Source organism: Streptomyces sp. NPDC007983 (genome assembly GCF_042958345.1).
Taxonomy (GTDB): Bacteria; Actinomycetota; Actinomycetes; order Streptomycetales; family Streptomycetaceae; genus Streptomyces.
In genome coordinates this window covers 104413-129922 of record NZ_JBIBJI010000010.1, presented here as the reverse complement: position 1 = coordinate 129922, position 25510 = coordinate 104413, and the positions used below count along the sequence as shown (strand labels likewise).

Annotated in this window: 21 protein-coding genes; 12 read left to right on the top strand and 9 right to left on the bottom strand. The window is 70.8% G+C overall.

Annotated elements, in window-relative coordinates; all coding sequences use genetic code 11:
* Nucleotides 1-107 precede the first annotated feature (107 nt).
* From ACFZCY_RS28695 to ACFZCY_RS28665, 7 genes are all read right to left on the bottom strand, one after another.
* Nucleotides 108-1130 (bottom strand): Gfo/Idh/MocA family oxidoreductase, encoded by a 1023-nt coding sequence (locus ACFZCY_RS28695; protein WP_391179389.1) that lies wholly within the window; start codon nt 1128-1130, stop codon nt 108-110.
* Between the two features lie 34 nt (nt 1131-1164).
* Nucleotides 1165-2022, bottom strand: a complete 858-nt coding sequence (locus ACFZCY_RS28690) for a TIM barrel protein (RefSeq protein ID WP_391179386.1) — start codon at nt 2020-2022, stop codon at nt 1165-1167.
* A gap of 101 nt (nt 2023-2123) precedes the next feature.
* Nucleotides 2124-3143 (bottom strand): Gfo/Idh/MocA family oxidoreductase, encoded by a 1020-nt coding sequence (locus ACFZCY_RS28685; RefSeq protein WP_361474918.1) that lies wholly within the window; start codon nt 3141-3143, stop codon nt 2124-2126.
* 63 nt (nt 3144-3206) lie between these two features.
* The gene (locus ACFZCY_RS28680) at nt 3207-4127 is read right to left on the bottom strand and encodes a sugar phosphate isomerase/epimerase (RefSeq protein ID WP_009717803.1); all 921 of its coding nucleotides are present in this window, start codon (nt 4125-4127) and stop codon (nt 3207-3209) included.
* Nucleotides 4128-4313: 186 nt separating this feature from the next.
* The gene (locus ACFZCY_RS28675; protein ID WP_391179381.1) at nt 4314-5186 is read right to left on the bottom strand and encodes an ATP-binding cassette domain-containing protein; all 873 of its coding nucleotides are present in this window, start codon (nt 5184-5186) and stop codon (nt 4314-4316) included.
* A gap of 5 nt (nt 5187-5191) precedes the next feature.
* A complete protein-coding gene (locus ACFZCY_RS28670) occupies nt 5192-6262 on the bottom strand; it encodes an ABC transporter permease (RefSeq protein ID WP_391179378.1) in 1071 nt (356 codons plus the stop codon).
* A gap of 7 nt (nt 6263-6269) precedes the next feature.
* The gene (locus ACFZCY_RS28665; protein ID WP_391179376.1) at nt 6270-7283 is read right to left on the bottom strand and encodes a substrate-binding domain-containing protein; all 1014 of its coding nucleotides are present in this window, start codon (nt 7281-7283) and stop codon (nt 6270-6272) included.
* Nucleotides 7284-7567: 284 nt separating this feature from the next.
* On the opposite strand from ACFZCY_RS28665, the gene iolC reads away from it, so the two are divergent.
* The 9 genes from iolC (at nt 7568) to ACFZCY_RS28620 (ending at nt 20490) form a co-directional block, all read left to right on the top strand.
* The gene (gene iolC, locus ACFZCY_RS28660) at nt 7568-8515 is read left to right on the top strand and encodes a 5-dehydro-2-deoxygluconokinase (protein ID WP_391179373.1); all 948 of its coding nucleotides are present in this window, start codon (nt 7568-7570) and stop codon (nt 8513-8515) included.
* Between the two features lie 51 nt (nt 8516-8566).
* Nucleotides 8567-9445, top strand: a complete 879-nt coding sequence (locus ACFZCY_RS28655; RefSeq protein ID WP_391179371.1) for a deoxyribose-phosphate aldolase — start codon at nt 8567-8569, stop codon at nt 9443-9445.
* 66 nt (nt 9446-9511) lie between these two features.
* Nucleotides 9512-10426, top strand: coding sequence for a 5-deoxy-glucuronate isomerase (iolB, locus tag ACFZCY_RS28650; RefSeq protein ID WP_391179369.1), 915 nt, complete (start codon nt 9512-9514; stop codon nt 10424-10426).
* Nucleotides 10423-12300, top strand: coding sequence for a 3D-(3,5/4)-trihydroxycyclohexane-1,2-dione acylhydrolase (decyclizing) (gene iolD / locus ACFZCY_RS28645; protein ID WP_391179367.1), 1878 nt, complete (start codon nt 10423-10425; stop codon nt 12298-12300). The genes iolB and iolD overlap by 4 nt, the downstream gene beginning before the upstream one ends.
* Before the next feature lie 28 nt (nt 12301-12328).
* Nucleotides 12329-13825: a CoA-acylating methylmalonate-semialdehyde dehydrogenase gene (locus ACFZCY_RS28640; RefSeq protein ID WP_391179365.1), complete on the top strand. Its 1497-nt coding sequence runs from the start codon at nt 12329-12331 to the stop codon at nt 13823-13825.
* A gap of 156 nt (nt 13826-13981) precedes the next feature.
* On the top strand, nt 13982-14446 hold the full coding sequence (locus ACFZCY_RS28635; protein WP_391179362.1) for a hypothetical protein: 465 nt from the start codon (nt 13982-13984) through the stop codon (nt 14444-14446).
* Nucleotides 14447-14530: 84 nt separating this feature from the next.
* A complete protein-coding gene (locus ACFZCY_RS28630) occupies nt 14531-16651 on the top strand; it encodes an FUSC family protein (RefSeq protein WP_391179359.1) in 2121 nt (706 codons plus the stop codon).
* Between the two features lie 134 nt (nt 16652-16785).
* Nucleotides 16786-17547 (top strand): alpha/beta fold hydrolase, encoded by a 762-nt coding sequence (locus ACFZCY_RS28625; protein WP_391179357.1) that lies wholly within the window; start codon nt 16786-16788, stop codon nt 17545-17547.
* Between the two features lie 120 nt (nt 17548-17667).
* Entirely contained in the window at nt 17668-20490 is a 2823-nt protein-coding gene (locus ACFZCY_RS28620; protein WP_391179354.1) for an AAA family ATPase, read from the top strand.
* Between the two features lie 22 nt (nt 20491-20512).
* Here the strand turns inward: ACFZCY_RS28620 and ACFZCY_RS28615 are convergent, their stop codons facing one another.
* Together ACFZCY_RS28615 and ACFZCY_RS28610 are read right to left on the bottom strand one after the other, a co-directional pair.
* The gene (locus ACFZCY_RS28615) at nt 20513-21154 is read right to left on the bottom strand and encodes a response regulator (protein WP_391179351.1); all 642 of its coding nucleotides are present in this window, start codon (nt 21152-21154) and stop codon (nt 20513-20515) included.
* Entirely contained in the window at nt 21147-22391 is a 1245-nt protein-coding gene (locus tag ACFZCY_RS28610) for a histidine kinase (RefSeq protein ID WP_391179348.1), read from the bottom strand. The genes ACFZCY_RS28615 and ACFZCY_RS28610 overlap by 8 nt, the downstream gene beginning before the upstream one ends.
* A gap of 169 nt (nt 22392-22560) precedes the next feature.
* Here ACFZCY_RS28610 and ACFZCY_RS28605 point away from each other — a divergent pair, with 169 nt between their 5' ends.
* The 3 genes from ACFZCY_RS28605 to ACFZCY_RS28595 all read left to right on the top strand — a co-directional run bounded on the left by ACFZCY_RS28605 (nt 22561) and on the right by ACFZCY_RS28595 (nt 25251).
* The gene (locus tag ACFZCY_RS28605; protein WP_391179345.1) at nt 22561-23127 is read left to right on the top strand and encodes a hypothetical protein; all 567 of its coding nucleotides are present in this window, start codon (nt 22561-22563) and stop codon (nt 23125-23127) included.
* 79 nt (nt 23128-23206) lie between these two features.
* Nucleotides 23207-23707 (top strand): PH domain-containing protein, encoded by a 501-nt coding sequence (locus ACFZCY_RS28600; protein WP_391179343.1) that lies wholly within the window; start codon nt 23207-23209, stop codon nt 23705-23707.
* Nucleotides 23707-25251 carry a PH domain-containing protein gene (locus ACFZCY_RS28595; RefSeq protein ID WP_391179340.1) on the top strand — a complete coding sequence of 515 codons (1545 nt, stop codon included), beginning with the start codon at nt 23707-23709 and terminating at the stop codon, nt 25249-25251. Before ACFZCY_RS28600 ends, ACFZCY_RS28595 begins: the two co-directional genes overlap by 1 nt.
* The last annotated feature ends 259 nt before the right edge of the window (nt 25252-25510 follow it).

Genomic DNA, 25510 nt, shown 5'->3' with positions numbered 1-25510 from the left:
GAACGACGCCGGGTGACGGGCGGCTAGGGGCTGTTGAACACCTGTGACGTAAGCCGCGCGGAGATGTGACGGCTGTGACCGACGGGTGACGCACGGTCCCCGTGGGCTCAGGGCTCCAGCTCGGACATCCGTTTGGTGATCTCGGCGAGCCGCACCGGGCGGTGCTCCAGCCGGGACAGCTCGCACGCCTCGGCCACCAGCAGCGCGGAGAGCGCCTGCCGGCCGGAGCACGGGTTGGGCGCCTCGCCCCGGGCCGCCGCGACGAAGGCGGCCAGCTCCGCCCGGTACGCGGCCTCGAACCGCTCCAGGAAGTTGGCCCAGGGCCGGGCGGGCCCGGGGGGACCGCCCGGTTCGGCCGAGGTGAAGGGCGTACGGTCGTCCAGGCCGACCACGAACTGGTCGCGGTCCCCGGACAGTTCCATCCGTACGTCGTAGCCGGCCCCGTTGTAGCGGGTGGCGGTCGCGGTGACCAGCGTGCCGTCGTCCAGGGTGAGCAGCGCCGCCGCCGTGTCGACGTCGCCCGCCTCGCGGAAGAAGGCCGCGCCGCCGTCCGAACCGGAGGCGAACACCTCCACCACCTCGCGGCCCGTCAGCCAGCGCACGGCGTCGAAGTCGTGCACCAGACAGTCCCGGATGAGCCCGCCCGAGTGGGGCAGGAACTCCGGCGGCGGGGGCGCGGCGTCGGAGGTGATCGCCCGCAGGGTGTGCACCCGGCCGAGCCGCCCGTCCCGCAGCGCCTCCCGCGCGGCCAGATATCCGGCGTCGAACCGGCGCTGGAACCCCATCTGGAGCATGGTCCCGGCCCGTTCGACCTCGCCCAGCGCGCGGACCGTGCCCGCGAGGTCCAGGGCGATGGGCTTCTCGCAGTACGTGGGCAGCCCGGCGCGCGCCGCCCGGGTGATCAGCTCGGCGTGGGTGACGGTCGGGGTGGCGATCACCAGGGCGTCGATGCCGCTCTCGAAGACCGCGTCCACCGACACGGCGGCCCGGGCGCCGACACGCTCGGCCACCTCGGCGGCCCGCCCGGCGTCGGCGTCACCGATCAGCAGGTCGTCGACCCCGTCCGTACCGGCCAGGGCGGCGGCGTGGAAGGTGCCGATGCGGCCCGCGCCGAGGAATCCGATGCGCATGAAGGTGTGTTCCCGTCTGTCGTGACGTCCGGTGTTACTTCCAGGTGGAGAGGTACTCGTCGATCTTCTTGCGCATGAAGAGGGACGATTCGCGGGCCCGGTCCTCCCAGGCGAAGACGCAGGAGGTCAGCGTGCCGTCGAAGTCGTTGTCGCGCAGCGCGCCGAACAGCGCGTCGAAGTCGACCTCGCCCTGCCCGATGTCCAGGTGCTGGTGGATACGGGCCGTCGAACCGGGCGGGTTGATGATGTAGCGCAGCCCCGAGGACGCGGTGTGATCGAAGGTGTCGGCCAGATGCACATGGGTGAGCAGACCGCCCGCGTGCTTGATCAGGCCGGGGGCGTCGTTGCCGTGGTGGAAGGTGTGCGGGGCGCAGTAGAGGTAGGAGACCAGGGGGTGGTTGATGCCCCGGATCATGTTGATCGCCTCGTACCCCTCCTCGATGAAGTCATCGGGGTGCGGCTCCAGCGTCAGCTTGATGGACTCGCGCTCGAAGACCGGCAGCAGCTCCTCGATCGACCGCCAGAACTGGCCCTCGCTGCGGCTGGGGTCCTCGGGGCGGCCGTTGAACTCCGAGATCATGCTGTCCACGCCCAGATCGGCGGTGATCTGGATGGCCCGCTTCCAGTAGCGGACGGCGGCCTGGCGCTCGTCCTCGTCCGGGCCGGACCAGCGGAACAGCGGCAGTACGGAGGAGATCTTCACCCCGGCGGCGTCCAGTGCCTTGCGGAACTGGCGCACCGTGCCGTCGTCCACCCGCGGGTGCTTGAAGAAGGGGATGAAGTCGTCCCGGGGCGACAGCTCGATGTACTCGAAGCCCAGCTCGGCCACGAGGGCCGGGAGTTCGAGCAGAGGCCCCTTGCGCAGCATGTGCGGGTCGAGTGCGATCTTCATGAGGGGGAGGAAACCTTTCGAACAGGCAGAACGTGAGGGTGTACGGAAGGCAGGGCGGGCCGGCCGTGGCGGCGGCCGGCCGGCCCGCCCGCCCGTAGCCGTCAGGCGTAGAAGGCGGGGCGCACGATCATGTCGACGGGCGTGCGCTCACCGGTGGTCTGCGCACGCACCCCCGCCTCGCACACGGCGGCCGCGGCGTAGCCGTCCCAGGCGCTCGGGCCCTCGACCTCGCCGCGCTTGGTGGCGTTGACCCAGGCCTGCACCTCGCGGTCGTACGCCTCCTCGAAGCGGGCCACGAAGTCGGGGGCGATCTCGCCGCCCCAGGTGCCGGGGCGGTTGACGAGCATGCCGTGGGCGTCGCCGACGCGGGCGGTGCCGCGCTCGCAGACCGCCTCGGCCTGGACCTGGTAGCCGAAGCCGCAGCTCGCGAAGATCTCGACGTTGACGATCGCGCCGCCGGTGGTCTCGAAGATCACCAGCTGGGGGTCGGCAAGCCCCTCGGGGGCGTGCGAGTTGGGGGTCGGCTTGAGCACGGTGACGTTGGCGATCTCCTGCTCCAGCAGCCAGCGCGACTGGTCCATCTCGTGCACCACGGAGTCGTTGATCAGCATCTCGGTGGTGAAGTACGAGTGCACCGAGGCGTTGCGGTGGCGGCAGTGCATCAGCAGCGGGCGGCCCAGCTCACCGGAGGCGAGCAGCGACTTGAGCTTCATGAACTCGGTGTCGTAGCGGCGCATGAAGCCGACCTGGACGCGGCGGTGGCCGAGCCGCTGCTCGGCCTCCAGCACCCGCAGCGCGGACTCCGAGTCCGGGGTCAGCGGCTTCTCGCACAGCACCGGCAGATCGTGCTCGAACGCGCTGAGCAGCGCGGCCTCGTGCGCGGGGCCGGGCGAGGCGATCAGTACCGCGTCCACGCCCGGCGCGGCCATGGCGGCGGCCGGGTCGGTGAACGCCTGGCAGCCCTCGGACAGGTCGGCGACGGCCTTGGCGCGCGCCTCGTCGATGTCGACCACGGCCGCCACCCGGGCGCCGCTGATCACGTCGTTGATGCGGCGGACGTGGTCGGCGCCCATCTTGCCGGTCCCGATGACGGCGATCCCGAGCGTGCCCTGCTGGCTCATAGGTGTCTCTTTTCTCTTTCTGCTCGTCCGGCGGATCGAAAGGGGATCGGAGGAGGCGGGAGGTCAGGCGCCGCAGGAGCGCAGGAAGCGGCGGGTGCGCTCGGCGATCGGGAAGGGCTGGTCGGGCGGGCAGGGGTACATGTCCTGCTCGACGATGGCGAACAGGTCCACGTCCAGCTTCTGGGCGGCCGCCAGGACCGGTTCCAGCTCCGGGACGCCCTTGGGCGGTTCGCACATCACGCCGCGCTTGACGGCCGGGCCGAACGGCACCCCGTTCTTGACCACGTCGGCCAGGATCTCCGGGTCGACCTGCTTGAGGTGGAGGTAGCCGATGCGCTCGCCGTAGGTCTCGATGAGCTTGACGCTGTCCCCGCCGCAGTAGGCGTAGTGGCCGGTGTCCAGGCAGAGGTTGACCAGGTCGGAGTCGGTGGCGTCGAGGAATCGGGCCACGTTCTCCTCGCCGTCGATGTGGGTGTCGGCGTGCGGGTGGACGACGATGTCGAGCCCGAAGCGCTCGCGCACCTCACGGCCCAGGCGCTCCATGCCGGTGGACAGGTGGCGCCACTGCTCGGCGGTCAGCTCGGGCGGCTCGATGATCTCGGCGGTCTTGTCGTCGCGCCAGAAGGAGGGGATGACCACGAGGTGCTTCGCGTTCATGGCCCGGGTCAGCTCCGCCACCTGGGAGACGTGCTCCCAGGTGGCGTCCCAGACCTCGGGGCCGCGATGCAGGGAGGTGAAGATCGTGCCCGCCGAGACCGTGAGGTTCCGGCGGGTGATCTCCTCGGTGAGCCGGGCGGGGTCGGTCGGCAGATAGCCGTACGGGCCCAGCTCGATCCACTCGTAGCCGGCCTCCGCGACCTCGTCGAGGAAGCGCTGCCAGGGGACCTGCTGCGAGTCATCGGGGAACCACACCCCCCATGAGTCGGGGGCCGAGCCGACCCGGATGCGGTCCAGGGCGGGTACGGGGGAGGCGGCGGCAGTCATGGAAGAGGGTCTCCTCTCGCCGGCCCTGGGGACCGGGGAAGGGGGCAGTGCGGGTCGCTTGCTCTGGGTGGTGTCCGGGGCCCGCGTTTCATGCTGGTTTGGGCAGCTTTACGGGCCGGGCCGGTGGCCGTCAAGAGTTCGTCAGGACATTCGGACGTAATGTCAGGAGGAATGTCCGGTGGATGGTCAGGGCGAGGGGGTCTCGACGGCCTCGGGAAGCTCCTCCACATCGACCCCGCGCACCTGTGCCAGCTCGTGCTTGAGAGCGGCCAGCTCCGTGCCGCCGGCCATGTGGTTGGTCAGTTCCTCCAGGCTGACGTCGTCCCGGGTGGCGTTCAGCTCCAGGGCGCCGAGTCTCAGCACCGAGAAGTGGTCGCCGACCATGTACGCATGGTGCGGGTTGTGGGTGATGAAGATGACGCCCAGCCCTCGCTCACGGGCCGCCGCGATGTACTTCAGGACGACGCCGGACTGCTTGACGCCCAGCGCCGCGGTGGGCTCGTCCAGGATCAGCACCCTGGCGCCGAAGTACACCGCCCGCGCGATGGCCACGGACTGCCGCTGGCCTCCGGAGAGGGTGCCGATGGGCTGTTCGAGGTTGTCCAGGTGGATGCCCATGGCGGACAGCTCCGCATGGGTGGTCTCCTTCATCCGCTCGATGTCGAGCCGGCGGATGGGCCAGGGGCCGCGGGTCAGCTCGGAGCCGAGGAAGAAGTTCCGCCACACCGGCATCAGCGGCACCGTGGCCAGGTCCTGGTAGACGGTGGCGATGCCGAGGTCCAGGGCCTCGCGCGGGTTGTGCAGCCGCACCGGCTTGCCGTCGACGATGTACTCGCCCTCGTCATGCTGGTGCAGCCCGGAGATGATCTTGATGAGGGTGGACTTCCCGGCGCCGTTGTCGCCGAGTACGCAGGTCACCCGGCCCGGCCGGACGTCGAGGTCGATGCCCTCCAGGGCCCGGATGTTGCCGTAGAGCTTGCCGACGCCCTTGAGCTGGACGACCGGCTCCATCCCGTCCTCGGCGGCGGGGGTGGGCTTCGTGAGGTCGTTGGCGGACATTCCCATCACCTCCTGGCGGCCTGACGGCGCACCCACAGATTCACCAGCGTCGCGAGCAGCAGCATCACGCCGACGAAGAACTTGAACCAGTCCGGGTTCCAGTTGGCGTAGACGATGCCCTGGTTGACCATGCCGAAGATGAACGCGCCGAGGAGCGCGCCGATCGCGGAGCCGTAGCCGCCGGTGAGCAGACAGCCGCCGATCACCGCGGCGATGATGTAGTAGAACTCGTTGCCGACGCCCTCACCGGCCTGCACGGTGTTGTACTCGAAGAGCAGGTGCATGCCGACGAACCAGGCGGCGAGGCCCACCGTCATGAAGAGCGCGATCTTGGTGAGGTTCACCGGTACGCCGACCGCCCGGGCGCTCTCCTTGGAGCCGCCGGCCGCGAAGATCCAGTTGCCGAACTTGGTGCGCAGCAGGACCCAGGTGGCGAGGGCGGCGAAGCCCAGCCAGTAGAACACGGTGATGTTCACATCGACGCCGAGGACCGGGACGTCGGAGGCGAAGACCGCTTTGGCCGAGTCGAAGCCGTCCATGTCGTTGATGGTGTTGGTGGCGACGTTGTCGGTCAGCAGCTTGGTGATGGCCAGGTTCAGGCCCTGGAGCATCAGGAAGCTGGCGAGCGAGACCAGGAAGCTGGGCAGCCCGGTCTTGATCAGCAGCAGGCCGTTGATCAGGCCCACCGAGAGCGAAAGGACCAGGGCGACCCCGACGCCGACCCAGACGTTGGCGGTGAGCTGGAAGCTGAGCAGGCTCGCGGTCAGCGCCGAGGAGGTGACGGCGACACCGGCCGACAGGTCGAACTCGCCGCCGATCATCAGCAGGGAGACGGCGAGCGCCATGATGCCCAGGGTCGAGCCCTGGTAGAGCACGGTGGCGAACGAGTCCGCCTGGCGGAAGGTCGGGGCGACGGCGAAGAAGAAGACGTAGACGCCGACGGCGGCGACCAGTGCGCCGATCTCCGGCCGGGCGAGGGCCCGGCGGGCCAGCGAGCGTTCGGTGGTGCGGCTCTTGGGGCTCGCCGCCGGGGTGGCCGGTGGCATGGCGGCGGTGGGCGGGGCGGCTTGGGTCATGGCCGGATCACCGTGTGCCCTTCGCGGCGAACTTGGCGATCTTCTCCACGTTGTCCTTGGTGACGAACGCGGGGCCGGTCAGCACTGGCTTCTCGCCGCCGCCGCTGAAGTTGCCGTTGTTCTTGTAGAGCCACAGGGAGTCGACGGACAGATAGCCCTGGAGATAGGGCTGCTGGTCCACCGCGAGCTGCACGTCCCCGCTCTTGACGGCGGCGATGAGGTCCTTGTTGAGGTCGAAGGTGGCGACCTTGGCCTTGCCGCCCGCCTCCTTGGCGGACTGCACGGCGGTCAGTGCGAACGGCGCGCCGAGCGTGACCACGTAGTCGATGCTCGAATCCTGCTTGAGCTTGGCGGAGATCGTGGACTTGACCGACGGCATGTCGGTGCCGTTGACGTAGAGGGTCTCCGTCTTGCCCTTGAAGGTCTTCTTCACGCCCGCGCAGCGGGCCTCCAGGGCGACATGGCCCTGCTCCTGGATGACGCAGATGTTGTGCTTGGCGCCCAGCTGGTTGAGGCGCTTGCCGAAGGCCTGTCCGGCGAGGTTCTCGTCCTGGCCGAAGTATTCGAGCAGCCCCTGGGACTTCCAGTCCTCCAGGCCGGAGTTGAAGCCGACGACGGGGATCCCGGCCTTCTCGGCCTTGGCGATCGCGCCCTTCATCGCGGCGGGCTTGGCGAGGGTGACGGCGATGCCGTCAACCTTCTGGTTGATCGCGTTCCGGATGAGGTTGGCCTGGTCGCCGCCGTTGGGATTGCTGGAGTAGACCAGATCGACGTTGTCCTTGGCCGCGGCCGCCTTGGCGCCCTTGCGGACCGTGTCCCAGAAGGTGTCCCCGGGGGCGGCATGGGTGATCATCGCGATCTTCATCCGGGGGGTGTTGGCCTTGCCTGCGGAGATGTCGTCCGCGGCGTCCTGGGCCTTCTTCCCCCCTTGGCTACTGCAGCCCGTTGCGAGGAGAACCGTTACGGCGGCGATGGTGGCGAGTCGCGCTCTGTGGCGTCGGCGGTCGAATCTGAGGTCCATCTCTTCCAGCACCTCTCAAGCCAGGTCCGGTGTTAACACGGCCGTTGCATGAGGGGGAGCCAACTCCTCGCGCCCACTGCCTGTCAAGGGTTTGTCATGACAACATTTCATCTGGACGTAACGAGGCGATAACGCGCCCCGCGGTGGCTCTCGTGGTTACGTCCGAATGTAATGACAAATCCTTGACAGGGGGCCGTGAGCACGTCTAGACCTGAAGGGGCCGGGCGGGACCCGGTGTTCGTCCACGACAACCCTGAGCTGCGTACTTTGCCGAAGGGGCACGCATGAGTGAGCCGTACGACCTGATCACGATGGGCCGCATCGGAGTGGACCTCTACCCGCTCCAGACCGGAGTGCCGCTGCCGCAGGTCGAGTCATTCGGAAAGTTCCTGGGCGGCTCGGCGACCAACGTCGCGGTGGCCGCCGCCCGCTTCGGCCACCGCTCCGCGGTGATCAGCCGTACCGGCGCGGACCCGTTCGGCGAGTACATCCACCAGGAGCTCCAGGGGTTCGGCGTGGACGACCGCTTCGTCACGCCGGTCGAGGACTACCCGACCCCGATCACCTTCTGCGAGATCTTCCCGCCCGACGACTTCCCGCTCTACTTCTACCGCCGCCCCAAGGCCCCCGACCTGGAGATTTACCCCGACGAGCTGGACCTCGACGCGGTCCGCGCCGCCCGGATCTTCTGGATGACCGGCACCGGCCTCAGTGAGGAGCCCAGCCGCGGCAGCACCCTCACCGCCCTCGCCCACCGCGCCAAGAGCGGCATCACCGTCTTCGACCTCGACTGGCGCCCCATGTTCTGGAAGGACCCCGAGACGGCGCGCCCCTTCTACGCCGAGGCCCTGCGCCACGCCACCGTCGCCGTCGGCAACGTGGACGAGTGCGAGATCGCCACGGGTGTACGGGAACCGAAGGCATGCGCCCAGGCCCTGCTGGACGCGGGCGTGGAGCTGGCCGTCGTCAAACAGGGCCCCAAGGGGGTCCTCGCCGTGCACCGCGACGGCACCGCCACCGAGGTCCCGCCCGTCCCGGTCGACGTCGTCAACGGACTCGGCGCGGGCGACGCGTTCGGCGGCGCCCTGTGCCACGGGCTGCTGGCGGGCTGGGACCCGGAGCGGATCATGCGGTACGCCAACGCCGCGGGCGCGATCGTCGCGTCCCGCCTCGCCTGCTCCTCCGCGATGCCCACCCAGGCCGAGGTCGAGGCCCTGCTCAGCCACGAGTGACGCGGGCGCCCGCGTCGCCACCGAGCCTCACATGAAGAGAGGACCCCTGCTTTGAGCATCAGCATCTCCGACCTCGTGACGGTACGGAGCCGGCATCCCGAGGCCATCGCCGAGGCTGCCGCCCGCCGGGTCCGCCGCCCGCTCATCGGCGACAGCGGCCGACTGATGATCGTGGCCGCCGACCACCCGGCGCGCGGCGCCCTCGCCGTCGGCGGGCACAAGCTGGCCATGGCCAACCGGGCCGATCTGCTGGAGCGGCTGTGCGTGGCGCTGTCCCGCCCGGGCGTCGACGGGGTGCTGGCCACCGCCGACATCCTGGAGGACCTGCTGCTGCTCGGGGCCCTCGACGGCAAGGTCGTCATGGGCTCGATGAACCGCGGCGGGCTGGCCGGTGCCTCGTTCGAGCTGGACGACCGCTTCACCGGCCACCGCCCGCAGGACATCGCCCGGCTCGGCTTCGACGCCGGGAAGCTGCTGCTGCGGGTCGACTACGACGACGCCGGGTCGCTCAACACCATGCTCACCACGGCCCGCGCCATCGACGACATGGCCGAGCGGCGGCTGCCGGTGTTCGTCGAGCCGTTCATCTCCCGCCGGATAGACGGCAGGGTCTCCAACGATCTGAGCGCCGAGGCCGTCACCAAGTCCATCGCGATCGCCTCCGGGCTCGCCGGGACCTCCGCGTACACGTGGCTGAAGGTGCCGGTCACCGAGGACCCGGACGAGATGGCCGCCGTCATGGAGACGAGCACCCTGCCGGCGGTGCTGCTCGGCGGTGAGGTGGGGAAGGACCAGGAGGGGGCGTACGAGAAGTGGCGCAAGGCGCTGCGGCTGCCCACCGTCCAGGGCCTGGTCGTCGGCCGCTCGCTGCTCTACCCGGCGGAGGGCAGCGTGGAGACCGCCGTGGACACCGCCGTCGGCCTGCTGTGAAGCCGGCCCGCTGGGAAAGTCGGCCCGCTGTGAATCGGCCCCGGAACCGGAGGAAACACTGACGCCATGACCACCAACGAATCGTCCCTCGGCTTCCATGTGCAGGCCGGTAAGGGTGCCGACGGTCCGTACGTCCTGGACATCGATCCCGGGCGGGCCGGCTGGGGCTACTCCAGCCTGCGCGTGCTCGACCTGCCGCCCGGCGGCTCGCACCAGCTGGTCACCGGCGGCAGCGAGTGGATCGTGCTGCCGCTCAGCGGCGGCTGCACGGTGATCACCGAGGGCGAGACCTTCGAACTGCACGGCCGGGAGAGCGTGTTCAGCGGGGTGAGCGACTTCGCGTACGTCCCGCGCGACGCGCACGCCACGATCGCCAGCGGCGCCGGGGGCCGCTTCGCGCTCACCGGCGCCCGCTGCGAGCGCCGGCTGCCCGCCCGCTACGGGCCCGCCTCCGCCGTCCCCGTCGAGCTGCGCGGCACCGGCAACTGCTCGCGCCAGGTCAACAACTTCGGCGCCGCCGGGGTCTTCGAGTGCGACAAGCTCATCGCCGTCGAGGTGCTCACCCCCGGCGGCAACTGGTCCTCGTACCCGCCGCACAAGCACGACGAGTGCCGCCCCGGCGAGGAGAGCGAGCTGGAGGAGATCTACTACTTCGAGATCGCCGAGGCCCACGGCAACGAGGGCGTCGGCTATCAGCGGGTCTCGCCCTCCGGCCACGGCCGCGGCACCGATGTGCTGGCCGAGGTCCGCTCCGGCGACGCGGTCCTCATCCCGGACGGCTGGCACGGGCCGTCCATCGCCGCGCCCGGCCACGACATGTACTACCTCAACGTCATGGCGGGCCCCGGGGAGGAGCGCGCCTGGCTGATCTGCGACCACCCCGACCACGGCTGGATCCGCTCCACCTGGCCCGACCAGCCCGTCGACCCCCGCCTTCCGCTGTACGAAGCCCCTGAAGCTCCCGCAGGAGACGCCCGATGACCACCCGCCGCCTCACCGTCGCCCAGGCCCTGGTGGAGTTCCTGGCGCACCAGTACACCGAGCGGGACGGGCAGCGGCACCGCCTGATCAACGCCACCTGGGGCATCTTCGGCCACGGCAATGTGGCCGGGATCGGCCAGGCGCTGCTGGAGGCCGGGCAGGACACCATGCCCTACCTGCAGGGCCGTAACGAGCAGGCGATGGTGCACGCCGCGGTCGGCTACGCCCGGCAGTCCAACCGGCTCGCCGCCCAGGCCGTCACCACCTCCATCGGCCCCGGCGCCACCAACCTGGTCACCGGCGCCGCGCTGGCCACCGTCAACCGGCTGCCGGTGCTGCTGCTGCCCGGCGACATCTTCACCACCCGGCCCGCAGACCCCGTGCTCCAGCAGCTGGAGGTGGCGTACGCGGGCGATGTGTCCGTCAACGACGCGCTGCGCCCGGTCTCCCGCTACTTCGACCGCGTCGTACGTCCCGAGGCGCTGATCCCGGCCGCGCTCGCCGCGATGCGGGTGCTCAGCGACCCGGCCGAGACCGGCGCGGTCACCCTGGCCATGCCGCAGGACGTGCAGGCGGAGGCGTTCGACTGGCCGGAGGAGTTCTTCGCCGACCGGGTGTGGCGGGTGCGCCGCCCCGTCCCGGAGGCGGCCGAGACCGAGGCCGCCGCGCGGGCGATCCGCGCGGCCCGGCGGCCGCTGGTCGTCGCGGGCGGCGGCGTCCACCACAGCGAGGCCGAGGGCGCCCTGCGGGCGTTCGCCGACGCCACCGGCATCCCGGTCGCCTCCACCCAGGCGGGCAAGGGCTCGCTGCGCTACGACCACCCCGCCGACATCGGCGGCATCGGGCACACCGGCACCGCCGTCGCCGACGACGTGGCCCGCACCGCCGACCTGATCATCGGGGTCGGCACCCGCTACAGCGACTTCACCACCGCCTCCGCGACCCTCTTCGCCAACCCGGACGTCCGGTTCCTCAACCTCAACATCACCGGCTTCGACGCCCACAAGCTGAGCGCCACCACGCTGGTCGCCGACGCCCGCGCCGGTCTCGAGGCGCTGACCACCGAGCTGGCCGGTCACCGGGTCGACGAGACGTACGAGGCCGAGTACCGGACGGCCAAGGTCCGGTGGGAGCGCCGGGTGGACGCCGCGTACGCCGCCGAGGACGCCTCCGTACGCCCCTCCCAGACCCAGGTGCTGGGCGCGCTGGACACGGTGGTCGGCGACGACGACGTGGTGATCAACGCGGCGGGCTCGCTCCCCGGCGACCTGCACAAGCTGTGGCGGGCCCGCTCGCCCCGCCAGTACCACCTGGAGTACGGCTACTCCTGCATGGGCTACGAGATCCCGGGCGCCATCGGCGTACGGCTCGCGGCCCCCGACACCCCGGTATGGGCGCTGGTCGGGGACGGTACGTACCTGATGATGCCGACCGAGATCGTCACCGCGGTCCAGGAGGGCATCAACATCAACGTCGTCCTCCTCCAGAACCACGGCTACGCCTCGATCGGCGGCCTGTCGGAGACGACCGGCGCCGAGCGGTTCGGCACCGCCTACCGCTTCCGCTCCGCCGACGGCACGTACACCGGCGATCCGCTCCCCGTGGACCTGGCCGCCAATGCCGCCTCGCTCGGCATGGACGTGCTGCGCGCCGAGACCGTGGCCGAGCTGCGGGAGGCCCTTGCGGCGGCCCGCGCCTCGGACCGTCCCACATGTGTCTATGTGGAGACCGAAACGGGCGACACAGTGTCGGGCGCACCCGACGCACAGGCGTGGTGGGATGTGCCCGTAGCCGAGACCGCGACCCGCCCGGCCGCCGTGAAGGCCCGCGAGGAATACGACCGGCACGCCGCCGGCCGCCGCCGCCACCTCTGACGTTTTTCGAGAGAAAGGCTTCGCACCCATGAAGACCGTCAACCACTGGATCGGCGGGAAGTCCGTCGAGGGCACGTCCGGCAATCACGGCCCGGTGTTCAACCCCGCCACCGGCGCCCAGGACACCCGGGTCGCCCTCGCCTCGGTCGAGGAGGTCGACGCGGCCGTCGCCGCCGCGAAGGAGGCGTTCCGGTCCTGGGGCACCATTTCGCTGTCCAAGCGCACCGCGATCCTCTACAAGTACCGCGAGCTGCTGGACGCCCACCGCGACGAGATCGCCGAGCTGATCACCGCCGAGCACGGGAAGGTGCACTCGGACGCGCTCGGCGAGGTGGCCCGCGGGCTGGAGATCGTCGAGCTGGCCTGCGGCATCGCCGAGAAGCTCAAGGGCGAGCTGTCCACCCAGGTCTCCACCGGGGTCGACGTCTCCTCGATCCGCCAGCCGCTGGGCGTCGTCGCGGGCATCACGCCGTTCAACTTCCCGGCCATGGTGCCGATGTGGATGTTCCCGGTGGCCGTCGCCTGCGGCAACACCTTCGTCCTCAAGCCCAGCGAGAAGGACCCGTCGGCCTCCCACCGGCTGGTCGAGCTGGCGGCCGAGGCAGGGCTGCCGGACGGTGTGCTCAACGTCGTCAACGGCGACAAGGTGGCCGTGGACCGGCTGCTGGAGCACCCGGACGTCGCCGCGGTCAGCTTCGTCGGCTCCACCCCGATCGCCAAGTACATCCAGTCCAAGGCCGTCGAGCACGGCAAGCGGGTGCAGGCGCTCGGCGGCGCCAAGAACCACATGCTGGTGCTGCCCGACGCCGACCTGGACTTCGCCGCGGACAACGCGATCAACGCGGCCTACGGGTCGGCCGGTGAGCGCTGCATGGCGGTCTCCGTCGTCGTCGCCGTCGGCGACATCGGCGACGACCTGGTGAAGAAGATCGCCGACCGCGCGGCCAGGCTCCGGATCGGCCCAGGCAACGACCCGTCCTCCGAGATGGGCCCGCTGATCACCAAGGAGCACCGGGACAAGGTCGCCGGTTACGTCCACGGGGCCGCCGCCCAGGGCGCCGAGGTCGTCGTGGACGGCACCGGCTACACGGTCGATGGCCACGAGAACGGCTTCTTCATCGGCGTCTCGCTGCTGGACAAGGTCCCCACCACCGCCGACGCCTACCGCGACGAGATCTTCGGCCCGGTGCTGTGCGTGGTCCGCGCCGAGACGTACGACGAGGCCATCGAGCTGATCAACTCCTCGAAGTGGGGCAACGGCACCGCGATCTTCACCCGCGACGGCGGCGCCGCCCGCCGCTTCCAGCTGGAGGTGGAGGCGGGCATGGTCGGCGTCAACGTGCCGATCCCGGTGCCGGTGGGCTACCACTCCTTCGGCGGCTGGAAGGACTCGCTCTTCGGTGACCAGCACATCTACGGCAACGACGGCGTGCAGTTCTACACCCGCGGCAAGGTCGTCACCACCCGCTGGCCGGAGCCGTCGGAAGAGGTCGGCATCAACCTGGGGTTCCCCAAGAACCACTGATCGCCTGACGGTCGCTTCCCCCGCCGGTCCCGGACCGGCGGGGGATTCGCCATGCCGGATTCTCCTCGCCACAGTGCAACCATCCACCACTCTTGTAGGTCTTCTTGAGTGTTCGCCCGAACCATGGGCACACGACCACATTCAGGGGGATCTCCTATGCTTCGTACCCTTCGTCGCTCCGCGGCGGTCGCCGGTAGCTGCGCGGCCGCGCTCGGCCTCGGGCTCGTGCTGGCCGCGGGCTCGCCCGCGGCCGCCGCGTCCCACGGTGTGAAGACCGATCCGAACGGCCGCTTCACCGCCGAGGAGATCCACCACTTCCTGGAGGGCTTCTACGGCAACCACGGGCCCCGCCCCTGGGAGCGCGAGCACCTGGTCTCCGACTACCTCAAGGAGCGGATCGCCCAGACCCCCGACTACGACCTGCTGCTGTGCGCCCAGAACGAGCCGCGGGACATCGAGGTCGGCGAGGTGACCACGGCCCAGTCCGCACGGGTCGGCTGGGCGACGATCACCACGTACTGGGGCCAGGGCTCGCCCAGCTCCTTCACCGCGTACGTCGACCTCGACGCGTCCCGGCCGATCGAGCTGCTGAACGTGGACTGCGCAACACCTGAGGGCTGACGAGGGCCGAAAGGGCGGGTAAGCGAGGAATCGGCCAAAGACGGCCGGTTCCTCGCTTGCAGATCAAGGTCGTAGTCTCGCCGTATGAGCTGGTCACACGCGCTGAAGCAGACGGCCCAGACGGGTTTGACGATCGAGCGCATCCGGCTGGAGCCGCTGGTCGCCGCCCGCGGGGCCTGCGGGGTGGCCATCGTCATCGGACTGACCCTCTGGTTCGGCTCGCCCACCCTCGCGGTGTCGTCGGCGTTCGGCGCGTTCTCCGCCGGAATCGCCACCTTCCAGAAGAGCTGGCGGCCCCGCCCCGAGCTGGCGCTGGCCGCGGCGTCCCTGCTCGCGGTCTCCACCTTCCTCGGCTATCTGGCCGCCGCCCACACCGCCACCTTCGTCGTGATGCTCGCCGTGTGGACGCTGCTGACCGGCATGTCGTGGGCGGTCGGCCCGGTCTCCGGACTGGTCTCGACCCAGATGGTCGCCGTGATGCTGGTCACCGTCACGCTCCCCACCTCGGTGCTCGGCGCCCTGGAGCACGCCGCGCTGATCGGCCTCGGCGGGGTCGTCCAGGCCGTGCTGATCGTGCTCTTCCCGGTGCGGCCCTGGGGTGTGCAGCGCGACGCCCTCGCGGACGCGCTCGCCGCCGTCGCCGACTACGCCCGGCGGCTGCGCCACGACCCGCAGGCACCGTTCGACCCGCAGCCGCTGATGGACGCCCGCAGCGCCGCCGCCGTCACGGCGCGCGCGGCGAAGCGGCGCCCGCGCCAGCTGCGCGGCTACCGGCTGCTGGCCGAGCGGATCCGGCCGGTGCTCGCCTCGATGGCCGACCCGGTGGTCGGCGCCCCGATGCTGGGGCCCGAGCGCGACCGGGTGCGTGAGCTGCTGGCCGCCACCGCCACCGTGCTGGACGCGGTGGCCCACGCCATCCGCCGCAGCAAGCCGGTCCGGCTGCCGCCCGGGGCGATGGCGGTGCTGGAGGTGCCGGAGAGCGGCCCGATGCTCAACGGGGCGGCCCGCCGCGCCGCGCTGCGGCTGATGGCCCTGGTGAACGATGTCGTGGAGTCCTCGGACGAGCGGGTGGAGGCGGTGACCGCCGAGGGCACCAAGGACCGCCGTCATCTGCCCCGCCCCACCGTCCCCGGCCTGGTGCCGGTGGCGCTGCGCGCCCTGCGCCGCGAGGCCCGCTGGGACTCGCGGATCCTGCGGCACGCGGTGCGCCTGAGCGTGGTGGCGGTCTGCGGCTATCTGCTGGGCGCCGTGCTGCCGTTCGGCCACGGCTACTGGGCGCCGCTGACCTCGGTGATGGTGCTGCGCCCGGACTTCGGCCAGACCTTCTCGCGCGGCGTCGCCCGGTTCTGCGGCACCCTGGCCGGGGTGCTGATCGGCGGGGTGGTGGTGTCGCTGGCCCATCCCGGTCCGTACGTCAGCGCGGCGCTGGCCGTGGTGTGCGCGGCCTTCATGTATCTGCTGCTGCGCACCGGCTTCATCGTGGCCTCCGCGTGTGTGAGCGCCTACGTCGTCTTCCTGCTCGGCATCGCGGGCGCGGCGGTCGGCCAGACCGTCCAGGCGCGGGTGGCGCTGACGCTGCTGGGCGGGCTGGTGGCGATGGCCGCGTACGTGCTCTTCCCCGCCTGGGAGACCCCGTTGCTGCGCGATCGGCTGGCCGACTGGCTGGACAGGAACGGCCAGTACGCCATCGCTGTCTTCGACGCCCACGCCCGCCCCGCCGAGCGCCGCCCCCGTCAGGTGCGGGAGGCGCTGCTGGACGCGCGGGCCGCGCGGACCGACTACGAGCAGCTGGAGGCCCGGGCCCGCCGGGAACCGGTGCGCCACCGCGGTCTCGGCCGCCGGGCGGCGCAGGCGGCGCAGACCGCGCTGTCCACCACGGGCCGGGTCACCATGCTGCTGGAGGCGCATCTGCCGGACCGTGACGCGGCCCCGTCGAAGGAGGCCGAGGAGTTCGCGGCGGCGCTGCGGACGGCGGTCCCGAAGGCCGTGGAGGCGATACGGGAGCGGCGGCCGCTGGACTGGACCGCCGTACAGGAGTCGCTGGAGCACTGGCAGGAGCGCGCCGGGGAGCGGCAGGGGGTGGCGGTGCGCAGCGCCGACCTGTTGGTGGAGGCTCTGGACGACCTGGCGCAGGCGCTCGCGGGGGGCGCGCGGCAGCAGCACGCGCTCCAAAACCCCACTCGTGGGGGTGACTCCGCGCATTAGGGGTGCCCCCTACATCAATTGTCGTGTTAGAACATTTAGGGGCAGCCTGTTCCGACTCGTCTTCCGAAGCGTGCGGGTGTGTTGAGCGGCTGTTCGCGACGGCGAACCTGATGAGGGAAAGACTTTTCACGTACATGGGTGCTCAGCGAGAAGACAGCGTCTGGATACGACGGTTCCATCCGGCACCCGACAGCCGTGTGCGGCTGGTCTGTCTGCCGCACGCCGGGGGTTCGGCGTCGTTCTTCTTCCCGGTGTCCCAGGCGCTTTCGCCGGACATCGACGTCCTCTCGCTGCAGTATCCGGGGCGTCAGGACCGGCGTCTTGACCCGCGGATCGAAAACATCGGCGAGTACGCGGACGCCATCGCCGCGGAGTTGAAGCCCTGGATCGATCTGCCGATCGCCTTCTTCGGCCACAGCATGGGCGCCGTGCTCGCGTTCGAGGTGACGCGCCGACTGGAGGCGGCGGACCCGGAGTTCTCCCCGGTCGCCCTCTTCGCGTCGGGCCGCCGGGCGCCGTCCCGTTACCGGGACGAGAATGTGCACCGCCGTGACGACGACGGCATCGTGCGCGAAATGAAGGTGCTGAGCGGCACCGACGCGCGGGTCCTCGGAGACGAGGAGATCCTGCGCATGGTGATGCCCGCGATTCGCGGTGACTACAAGGCGATCGAGACCTACCGCTCCGAGCCGGGCGCCGCCGTCCGCGCGCCGATCACGGTGCTGACCGGCGACAGCGACCCCAGGACCAGCCTGGAGGAGGCGGAGGCGTGGCGGGCGCACACCACCGGCGCGTTCGACATCCGGGTGTTCCCCGGCGGTCACTTCTTCTTGGCCAACCATCAAGCGGAGATTACGAGTCTGGTGTCCGAGGCGCTTTCGGTATCGAGGTCCTGACCCGGTCCTCGTCCGGGGGACGATTCGTCAGCACGATCGAAACGGAACGAAACGCCAAACGTCACCTTCCATGCCCTCGGCGCCATCGGCCGAGGGCGTGAGGTGATGCGTCATCGGGGGATGAATTCTGTGCCCGCAAACCTTTTCGAATGGGAGAGCCGCCTCTCCGTCCTGCGTGAAATGCTGCACGGCGCGACGCAGGGCAGAGGCCGGCTGGCGCTCGTCAGCGGCGCGGTGGCCAGCGGTAAGACCCGGCTGCTGGACAGCTTTGCCGAACACGCAATCGAGAGCGGTGCGTTGCTCCTCGAAGTGACCGGTTCGCGGGCCGAACGCGACCTGCCCTTCGGCATTCTCCGAAAGATCTTCGATAACGCCGCCATGCCCCCGGAAGTCCGCTCCGAGGCGGTCACCCTCCTTTCCGGCATCGGGCCGGAGAGTACCGCCGCGGCACGCATGCACGTGATGTCCCAGATTTCCTCGGTGCTGCTGCGGCTGGTCGACGAACGCACCCTCGTGATCGCCGTCGACGATGTGCACTGCGGCGACGACCATTCCCTGCAATTCCTGCTCCACCTCGCCCGCCGGGTCCGCCAGGCGAGGGTGCTCATCGTCCTCACCGAATCCCCCCGGCTGCGCCAGCGGCAGCTCACCTTCCACGCCGAACTGCTCCGCCAGCCCAACTGCGTGCGCATGCGACTGCACATGCTCACCGAGGCGGGCGTCGCCGAGGCGCTGTCGAACACCCTGTCCGCCACCGTCGCCGCCCGGCTCGCCCCCGAATGCCACCGCCTCTCCGGCGGCAACCCGCTGCTGCTGCGCGCCCTGCTGGACGACTGGCGGGCCGGTGGCGACCACGGCGAGGCGCTGCAACGCCCCACGCCCGGCGAGGCGTTCGCCCAGGCCGTCATCGACTGTCTGTATCGCGGCGAGCCCGATGTGGCGACGATCGCCCGCGGTGTCGCCGTCCTCGGCGACGCCCGGTCCCCCCGGCTGCTGAGCGGCCTGCTCGACCTGAGCGTCGGCACCGTCGAACAGGGCGTCCAGGACCTCCACGAGTGCGCCGTCCTGGAGCACGGCCGGTTCCGCGACGAGGTGGCCCGTACCGCCGTGCTCGACGCGGCCCCCGCCGCCGTCCGCCACGACCTGCACACCCGGGCCGCCCGGCTGCTGCACGCCGACGGCGCCTCCGCGCTCGACGTCGCCCGCCATCTGGTCCGCGCCCGCCAGGACGGCGAGCCCTGGACCGTGCCGGTGCTGCGCGAGGCCGCCGAATACGCGCTGGTGCAGAAGGAACTCGACGTCGCGCTCCGCTGCCTCGAACACGCCCACCACGCGTGCGAGCCGGGACCCACGCGCACCGCCCTCAAGGCGCGGCTCGTCAGCGTCGCCTGGCGGGTCGGCCCGGCCGTCGCGGAAGGGTATCTGCCGTCGCTCACCGAGGAGGCCGAGAAGGGCTGGCTCGCCCCGCGCGACATCGCCCCCATCACCTCGTACCTCGCCTGGTCGGGGCGGCTGGACGCGGCCGCCGACGCCGTCACCGTGCTGAGCCGCACGGCGGGCCCCGGCGCCGGCGACGGCGGCGACCCCGCGATGTGCGCCGCCCTCTCGGCCTCCGTCCAGTGGCTGACGATGCTCAGCCCGCCGCTGCGCGACCGCCTCCCCACCCTCGGCGCGGGCACCACGAAGACCACCGGCTCGCCCCACGACGTGGCCGACCTCGCCCATGCGCACGCCGCCGCCACCCTGACCGCCGCCTTCACCGAGGGCCGGGCCGACCAGGCGGTCATCGAGGCCGAGCGCGTCCTGCAGCGCTACCACCTCGGCGACAACACCCTCCAGCCGCTGGTCATCGCCCTGTACGCGCTCGTCGTCGTGGACCGCCTGGACCTCGCCCTGTCCTGGTGCGAGCGGCTGCTCGGCGAGTGCTCCTCCCGCAGCGTCCCCGCCTGGCAGGCGATGCTGTCCGCCGTACGGGCCGACATCGCGCTGCGCCAGGGCGATCTGCAGGTGGCCGCGCACCAGGCGCGCGGCGCCCTGGCGCGGATTCCCGCATCGGGCTGGGGCGTGGGTCTTGGCCTGCTGCTGTCCTCCCTGATCCAGGCCGAGACCGGGATGGGCCACCACGACGAGGCCATGGCGCTGCTCGAACAGCCGCTCCCCGACGGGCTCTTCCGCACCATCCCCGGGCTGTACTACCTGCGCGCCCGTGGCCGCTGCCACTTGGCCACCGGCCGCTACCACGCCGCCCTCGGCGACTTCACGGCCTGTGGGGAACTCGCCGAGTCCTGGCGCATGGACACGCCCCTGCTGGCGCCGTGGCGGCTGGACGCCGCCGAGGCGTGGCTCGCCCTCGGCGACCCCGCCCAGGCCCGCTCCCTCGCCGAGGAGCAGCTGCGCCGGGGCGCCGGTGACGCCCGGCAGCGCGGCGCCCTGCTGGTCGTCCTGGCCCGCACCGACCAGCTCAGGCGGCGGCTGCCCCGGCTCAAGGAGGCCGTCGAGGTCCTGGAGGGCGGCGACGACCGCATCCAGCTCGCCATCGCCCTCGGTGAACTCGGCCGCGCCTACCGCGCGCTGGGCGACTTCAACCGGGGCCGGGTCTTCGTCCGCAAGGCCTGGCACGTGGCCAAGACCTGCGGCGCCGAGCCGCTGTGCCGGGAGCTGATGCCCCGGCAGGCGGAGACCGGCGAACTCGGCCCCGCCCCCGCCCAGCCGGGCGGCGACGCCGAGGCGCAGCGCGATGTGGAGGCGCTGACGGAGGCCGAGGTGCGGGTCGCGCTGCTGGCCGCGCACGGCAACACCAACCGGGAGATCGCCTCCAAGCTGTTCGTCACCGTCAGCACGGTGGAGCAGCACCTCACCCGCATCTACCGCAAGCTGAACGTCAAGCGCCGCCGCGACCTGCCCGCCAAGCTCTCCGACAGCAGCCTGACGGGCACCGTATAGGCACGGTCAGGACAGCAGGCGGTCAGGACAGGAGCCCGCGCTCCATCGCCGTCATCACCGCGGCCGTGCGGTCGGAGACGCCGAGCTTCCGATACGAACGCAGCAGATGCGTCTTGACCGTGGCCTCGGCCACGAACAGCTTCGCGCCGATCTCGGCGTTGGTCAGCCCCTGGCCGACCAGCCGCAGCACCTCGCGCTCACGGCCGGACAGCGGGGACGGCTCGGCCACCCGGGTGCGCAGCAGCTTGCCCGCCAGCGACGGGGTGAGCACCGTCTCGCCGCGCGCCGCGGTCTGGACGGCGCCGATCAGCTCCTGGCGTGAACTGCCCTTCAGCAGATAGCCCGCGGCGCCCGCCTCCACCGCGCGCAGGATGTCGGAGTCGTCCTCGTACGTGGTCACGATGACGACCTTGCAGCCGGGCTCCTTCCGCAGGATCTGCGTGGTGGCCTCGACGCCGTCCATGCCGCCCATGCGCAGATCCAGCAGGATGATGTCCGGTCGCAGCGCCGTCGCCTGGACCACCGCCTCCTCACCGGAACCGGCCTGCCCGACGACGGTGATGCCGTCGGCGGACTCCAGCATGGCGCTCAACCCCTCCCGCACCACGGGGTGGTCGTCGGCGAGCAGGACCCTGATCGGCCCGTTCGGCGCTTTCTCAGCCATGCGCCGCCTCCCCGGCCAGCGCCGTCGCCGGCACGTTCACCTCGACGGTGGTGCCCCGCCCGGGGCTGCTGGTGATGGACGCCATTCCGTCGATCTCCTCCATCCGGGCCTGCATTCCGCGCAGCCCGTACCCTTCCTGCGTACCGTCCGGGGTGAAGCCCTCGCCGTCGTCGTGGATCAGCAGCCGCACGCCGGACTCGTCGAAGGCCACGATCACGTCCACCGTACGGGCCTGCTTGGCGTGCTTGCGGACGTTCGCGATGGCCTCCTGCACCGAGCGCAGCAGCACGACGCTCACCGCCATAGGCATGGGCTGCTCCTCGCCCATGACCGAGCACCGCACCTCCAGGCCGGTCTCGGCGATCAGCCCGTCCGCCTGCCGCCGCACCGCCTGCACCAGCGAGCCGCCGCGCAGCGCGGGCGGGGTGAGAGCCGCCACGAAGTCACGGGCCTCGGCAAGGGACTCCTTGGCCACCCGCCCGGCCAGCGACAGATGGTTCACCGCCTGGTCCGGTGTGCCGTACACCTCCGACTCCGCCGCCTGGACCAGGCTGATGATGCTGGTCAGGCCCTGCGCGAGGGTGTCGTGGATCTCCCGGGCCAGCCGCTCGCGTTCGGCGGAGATACCGGCCTCGTGGGACAGCCGGGCCACCCGCTCCCGGCTGCGCCGCAGTTCCTCGATGAGCAGCCCGCGCTCCTTGCTCTGCCGCACCACCCGCTTGATCCACAGGCCCAGCAGCACCGAGAGCGCGATGCTCAGCAGCGAGACGGGCAGTACGCCCCACACGCTCAGGCCCAGCGCCTCGCCGCTGACCCACACCACCAGGACGGGGCACAGATTGGCCGTCGTGGCCATCGCGACGGCCCAGCCCATCGGCAGGCTCATGATCAGCATCGGGATGACCGCGAACAGCGCGAAGGCGCCCACCAGGTTGAACGCGGTGGTGAGGGAGAACAGCGCCACCAGCCCGATCGCGAAGACCAGGTTCCGCGGCCCGTAGGTGTCCTCGACCATCAGGGCGCGGCCGAGCGCCGCGTACCAGGGCACCGTCAGCGTCAACGAGCCGATCGCCACGGCGGCGAGCGGCTGGGAGCCGCCGGAGAGCAGCAGCAGGGTCGCGGTGACGAGATAGGAGACGGCGAAGAAGCCGTCCCACAGGCCGAACCAGCGGGTTCCGGACTCGGGACCGTAATACGCGCCGGTCGCCGAATCCTCCCCCGGAGAGTGAGTGCGCACGGCCTCAGTACTACCACGCGTGTCCACCGTGTCCACCGGACGGTTGACAGCGGGAACCCACCGTTCGGTCGTCCCGTGGCGCGCGCCGGGCTTCTAGCGTTGATGTCGGTTGGACAGCACGTGTCAAGCCACGCAGCACCTCGTCCCCTGGCTTGAAAGAAGGTCACCTATGCCACAGATGAGTCAGTTCATGTCCGCGCTGATCGCGAGCGGCACCATTCTGATCATCATCCTCGCGACCGACATCGGCCGCCGCCGCATCACCACGATGCGCATGGCGCGCTCCGTCATCGCGGTCGCCGTGGTCATCGCGATCTTCGTCAACTCGTTCCCGACCAAGGGCAACGACCTGTCCCTGCAGCTCCTCGGCGTCGGCACCGGCGTCATCTGCGGCCTGATCGCCGGTGTGCTGCTGCCCGCCTTCAAGGACTCCTCCTCCGGCGAGCTGTACACCATCGGTGGCATCGGCTACGCCTTGGTGTGGATCGTCCTCTCCAGCGGGCGCGTCATCTTCGCCTACGGCGCCGAGCACTGGTTCACCATGGACCTGGTCAAGTTCTCCATCGACTACAAGATCAGCGGCCAGGACACCTACGCCAACGCGTTCGTCTTCATGTCGCTGGCCATGGTGCTGACCCGTACCGCGGTCCTGCTCTTCAAGATGCGCAAGCTGGACACCGGCAACACCACCGGCGGCCAGTCGGCCGAGCCGGTCACCAGCGGTGCCTCGGTCTGAACCAGACCTGGTTTCATGGTCCACCAGTCCCGGACGGGGCAGGCGCGACGACGTCTGACGCAGGAACAGGGGTGAAGCAGTGGAACACAACGACAACGTGCGGCTCCGGCCTCCTCGCCACCGGGTCGACCGCCGTGCTCTCGGCTGGTGGACGCTGCAGTCGTCACTCTTCGCCCTGCCCCTGCCACTCACCTTCGGCATCCTGTGGGCGACCATTCCCCCCACGCGGACGTTCTTCATGTGGGCCACGCTGATCTCGCTGGTCCCCGGGATCCTCTACGTGGCGGTCATGCCCGCATGGCGCTACCGGGTGCACCGCTGGGAGGCCACCGACCAGGCCGTGTACGCGGCCTCCGGGTGGCTCTGGCAGCAGTGGCGGGTCGTGCCGCTGTCCCGCGTCCAGACGGTGGACACCCTGCGCGGCCCGCTGCAGCAGATGTTCGGCCTCTCCGGCATCACCGTCACCACCGCCTCCTCCGCCGCCGCGGTGAAGATCAAGGGCATCGACCACAAGGTCGCCGGGGATCTGGTCGAGTACCTGACCAGGACCATCCAGGCCGTACCGGGAGACGCCACGTGATGTCCGACACCGCCGTGCGGCGGCCCGCCCACGCGGCCGGCCGTGACTGGGAGCGGCTGAACGGACGGCTGCTCCTGGTCAACCTCTCCATCCTCGCCGCACCGCTGGCCATGTTCCTCGCCAGCCTCGCGATCACCGGCGGCAAGACCAGCCTCCAAATCATCATCACCCTCGGCTCGCTGTTCGTGACCTTCCTGGTCATCAGCGGCATCGGGCTGATGCGGCTGTTCACCACCCGCTACCGGCTCACCGAGGACCGCTTCGAACTCCACTCGGGCCTGGTCTTCCGCAGCCGGCGCTCGATCTCCGTCGCCCGCATCCGCGGCGTCGACATGACCGCCAACCCGGTGCACCGGCTCTTCGGCCTCACCACCCTGCGGCTCGACACCGGGGAACAGAGCGACAGCGCCGGGCGCAGGTTCTCCCTCGACGGCATCACCCGCGCCGACGCCCGGGAGCTGCGCCGCCGCATCATCGAGCTGCGCGACGCGGGCCAGGCCCGCCCGGTGGCCGACAGCGACGGCCGCCTCTGCGAACTCGACTGGTCCTGGCTGCGCTACGGCCCGCTGACCGTCTGGGGCGTCGGCGGCGTCCTCATCGCCGCCAGCAGCGTGTACCGCACCCTGCACGAGATGCAGGTCGACCCGCTCGAATGGGGCATCGTCAAGGACCTGGAGCACCGCTTCGGCTCCGTCCCCCTCTGGTACGGAATCCTGGTGGCCGTCGTCGTCCTCGCCGCCCTCGGCATGGCGGGCTCCACCGCCACCTTCATCGAGAACTGGTACGGCTACGAACTGCGCCGCGAGGACGGCGGAATCCTCCGGGTCCGCCGCGGACTGCTGGCCACCCGCTCCGTGAGCATCGAGGAACAGCGGCTGCGCGGCCTCGAACTGGTCGAGCCGATCCCGCTGCGCTGGGCCAAGGGCGCCAAACTCAACGCCGTCGCCAGCGGCCTGGGCAACCTCGAGGACAACCGCAGGCGCCGCGCCCTCACCCCGCCCACCCCGCGCGGCGAGGCCCTGCGGGTCGCCGCCGAGACGCTGCCGGCGGGCCCCGGCCTCCTTGAACGTACGGGGCTCACCCGGCATCCGCAGGCCGCCATGTGGCGCCGGGTCAACCGCGCCCTCCTCTGGACGGCCCTGATCACCGCCGTCCAGGTCGGCCTCGGCCTGTGGCTCGGCTCGTGGCTCGTCGTCACGGGCATCTTCTCCGGTGCGGTGGTGATGCCGATCCTGATCGGGTTCGCGCTCGACGCGTACCGCACCCTGGGCCACGGCATCCGCGGCCGCTATCTGGTCGCCTCCTGCGGTACGTTCGCCCACCGCACCGCCGCCCTCCAGCGCGACGGCATCATCGGCTGGACCATCACCCGGTCCGCGTTCCAGCGCCGGAAGGGGCTGCTCACCCTCGGCGCCACCACCGCCGCGGGCGACGGCGTCTACAGGGTCCACGACCTGACCGAAAGCCAGGGAATCGCCCTCGCCGAGACCGCCGTACCGCGGCTGCTGGCGCCGTTCGTCGAGCGGGTGCCCGACGGACGCTGACCCCCACTGAACCAACTGGCGATCCCCCGAGAGGTGGAGGGGCGGCCCGAGAGGCCGCCCCTCCACCTCTGAACTCACAAGAAGTGCTCTATTTCGTCGAGTTCCTTGTCGCCACCGGAATTCTCATGCACTCTGGTTAATTAAACGCGGCCATTGTGTGGCCCCCAGCGGATAAGGGACTCCCCGGGTGCGGTAGGGGTTCATAGGGGGTTTGAAGGGGTTTCTTGCCGCACTGCCCTGTGTAAGGCTGACCTACGGT

What these genes read in the sequence shown, in the direction of transcription:
- iolB (WP_391179369.1), top strand. Translation starts at nt 9,512, where the DNA reads ATGACCACCAACGAATCGTCCCTCGGCTTCCATGTGCAGGCCGGTAAG.
- ACFZCY_RS28620 (WP_391179354.1), top strand. Translation starts at nt 17,668, where the DNA reads ATGAATTCTGTGCCCGCAAACCTTTTCGAATGGGAGAGCCGCCTCTCC.
- ACFZCY_RS28680 (WP_009717803.1), bottom strand. Translation starts at nt 4,127, where the DNA reads ATGACTGCCGCCGCCTCCCCCGTACCCGCCCTGGACCGCATCCGGGTC.
- ACFZCY_RS28685 (WP_361474918.1), bottom strand. Translation starts at nt 3,143, where the DNA reads ATGAGCCAGCAGGGCACGCTCGGGATCGCCGTCATCGGGACCGGCAAG.
- iolC (WP_391179373.1), top strand. Translation starts at nt 7,568, where the DNA reads ATGAGTGAGCCGTACGACCTGATCACGATGGGCCGCATCGGAGTGGAC.
- ACFZCY_RS28640 (WP_391179365.1), top strand. Translation starts at nt 12,329, where the DNA reads ATGAAGACCGTCAACCACTGGATCGGCGGGAAGTCCGTCGAGGGCACG.
- ACFZCY_RS28675 (WP_391179381.1), bottom strand. Translation starts at nt 5,186, where the DNA reads ATGTCCGCCAACGACCTCACGAAGCCCACCCCCGCCGCCGAGGACGGG.
- ACFZCY_RS28665 (WP_391179376.1), bottom strand. Translation starts at nt 7,283, where the DNA reads ATGGACCTCAGATTCGACCGCCGACGCCACAGAGCGCGACTCGCCACC.
- ACFZCY_RS28670 (WP_391179378.1), bottom strand. Translation starts at nt 6,262, where the DNA reads ATGACCCAAGCCGCCCCGCCCACCGCCGCCATGCCACCGGCCACCCCG.
- ACFZCY_RS28625 (WP_391179357.1), top strand. Translation starts at nt 16,786, where the DNA reads ATGGGTGCTCAGCGAGAAGACAGCGTCTGGATACGACGGTTCCATCCG.
- iolD (WP_391179367.1), top strand. Translation starts at nt 10,423, where the DNA reads ATGACCACCCGCCGCCTCACCGTCGCCCAGGCCCTGGTGGAGTTCCTG.
- ACFZCY_RS28615 (WP_391179351.1), bottom strand. Translation starts at nt 21,154, where the DNA reads ATGGCTGAGAAAGCGCCGAACGGGCCGATCAGGGTCCTGCTCGCCGAC.
- ACFZCY_RS28595 (WP_391179340.1), top strand. Translation starts at nt 23,707, where the DNA reads ATGTCCGACACCGCCGTGCGGCGGCCCGCCCACGCGGCCGGCCGTGAC.
- ACFZCY_RS28605 (WP_391179345.1), top strand. Translation starts at nt 22,561, where the DNA reads ATGCCACAGATGAGTCAGTTCATGTCCGCGCTGATCGCGAGCGGCACC.
- ACFZCY_RS28630 (WP_391179359.1), top strand. Translation starts at nt 14,531, where the DNA reads ATGAGCTGGTCACACGCGCTGAAGCAGACGGCCCAGACGGGTTTGACG.
- ACFZCY_RS28695 (WP_391179389.1), bottom strand. Translation starts at nt 1,130, where the DNA reads ATGCGCATCGGATTCCTCGGCGCGGGCCGCATCGGCACCTTCCACGCC.
- ACFZCY_RS28635 (WP_391179362.1), top strand. Translation starts at nt 13,982, where the DNA reads ATGCTTCGTACCCTTCGTCGCTCCGCGGCGGTCGCCGGTAGCTGCGCG.
- ACFZCY_RS28690 (WP_391179386.1), bottom strand. Translation starts at nt 2,022, where the DNA reads ATGAAGATCGCACTCGACCCGCACATGCTGCGCAAGGGGCCTCTGCTC.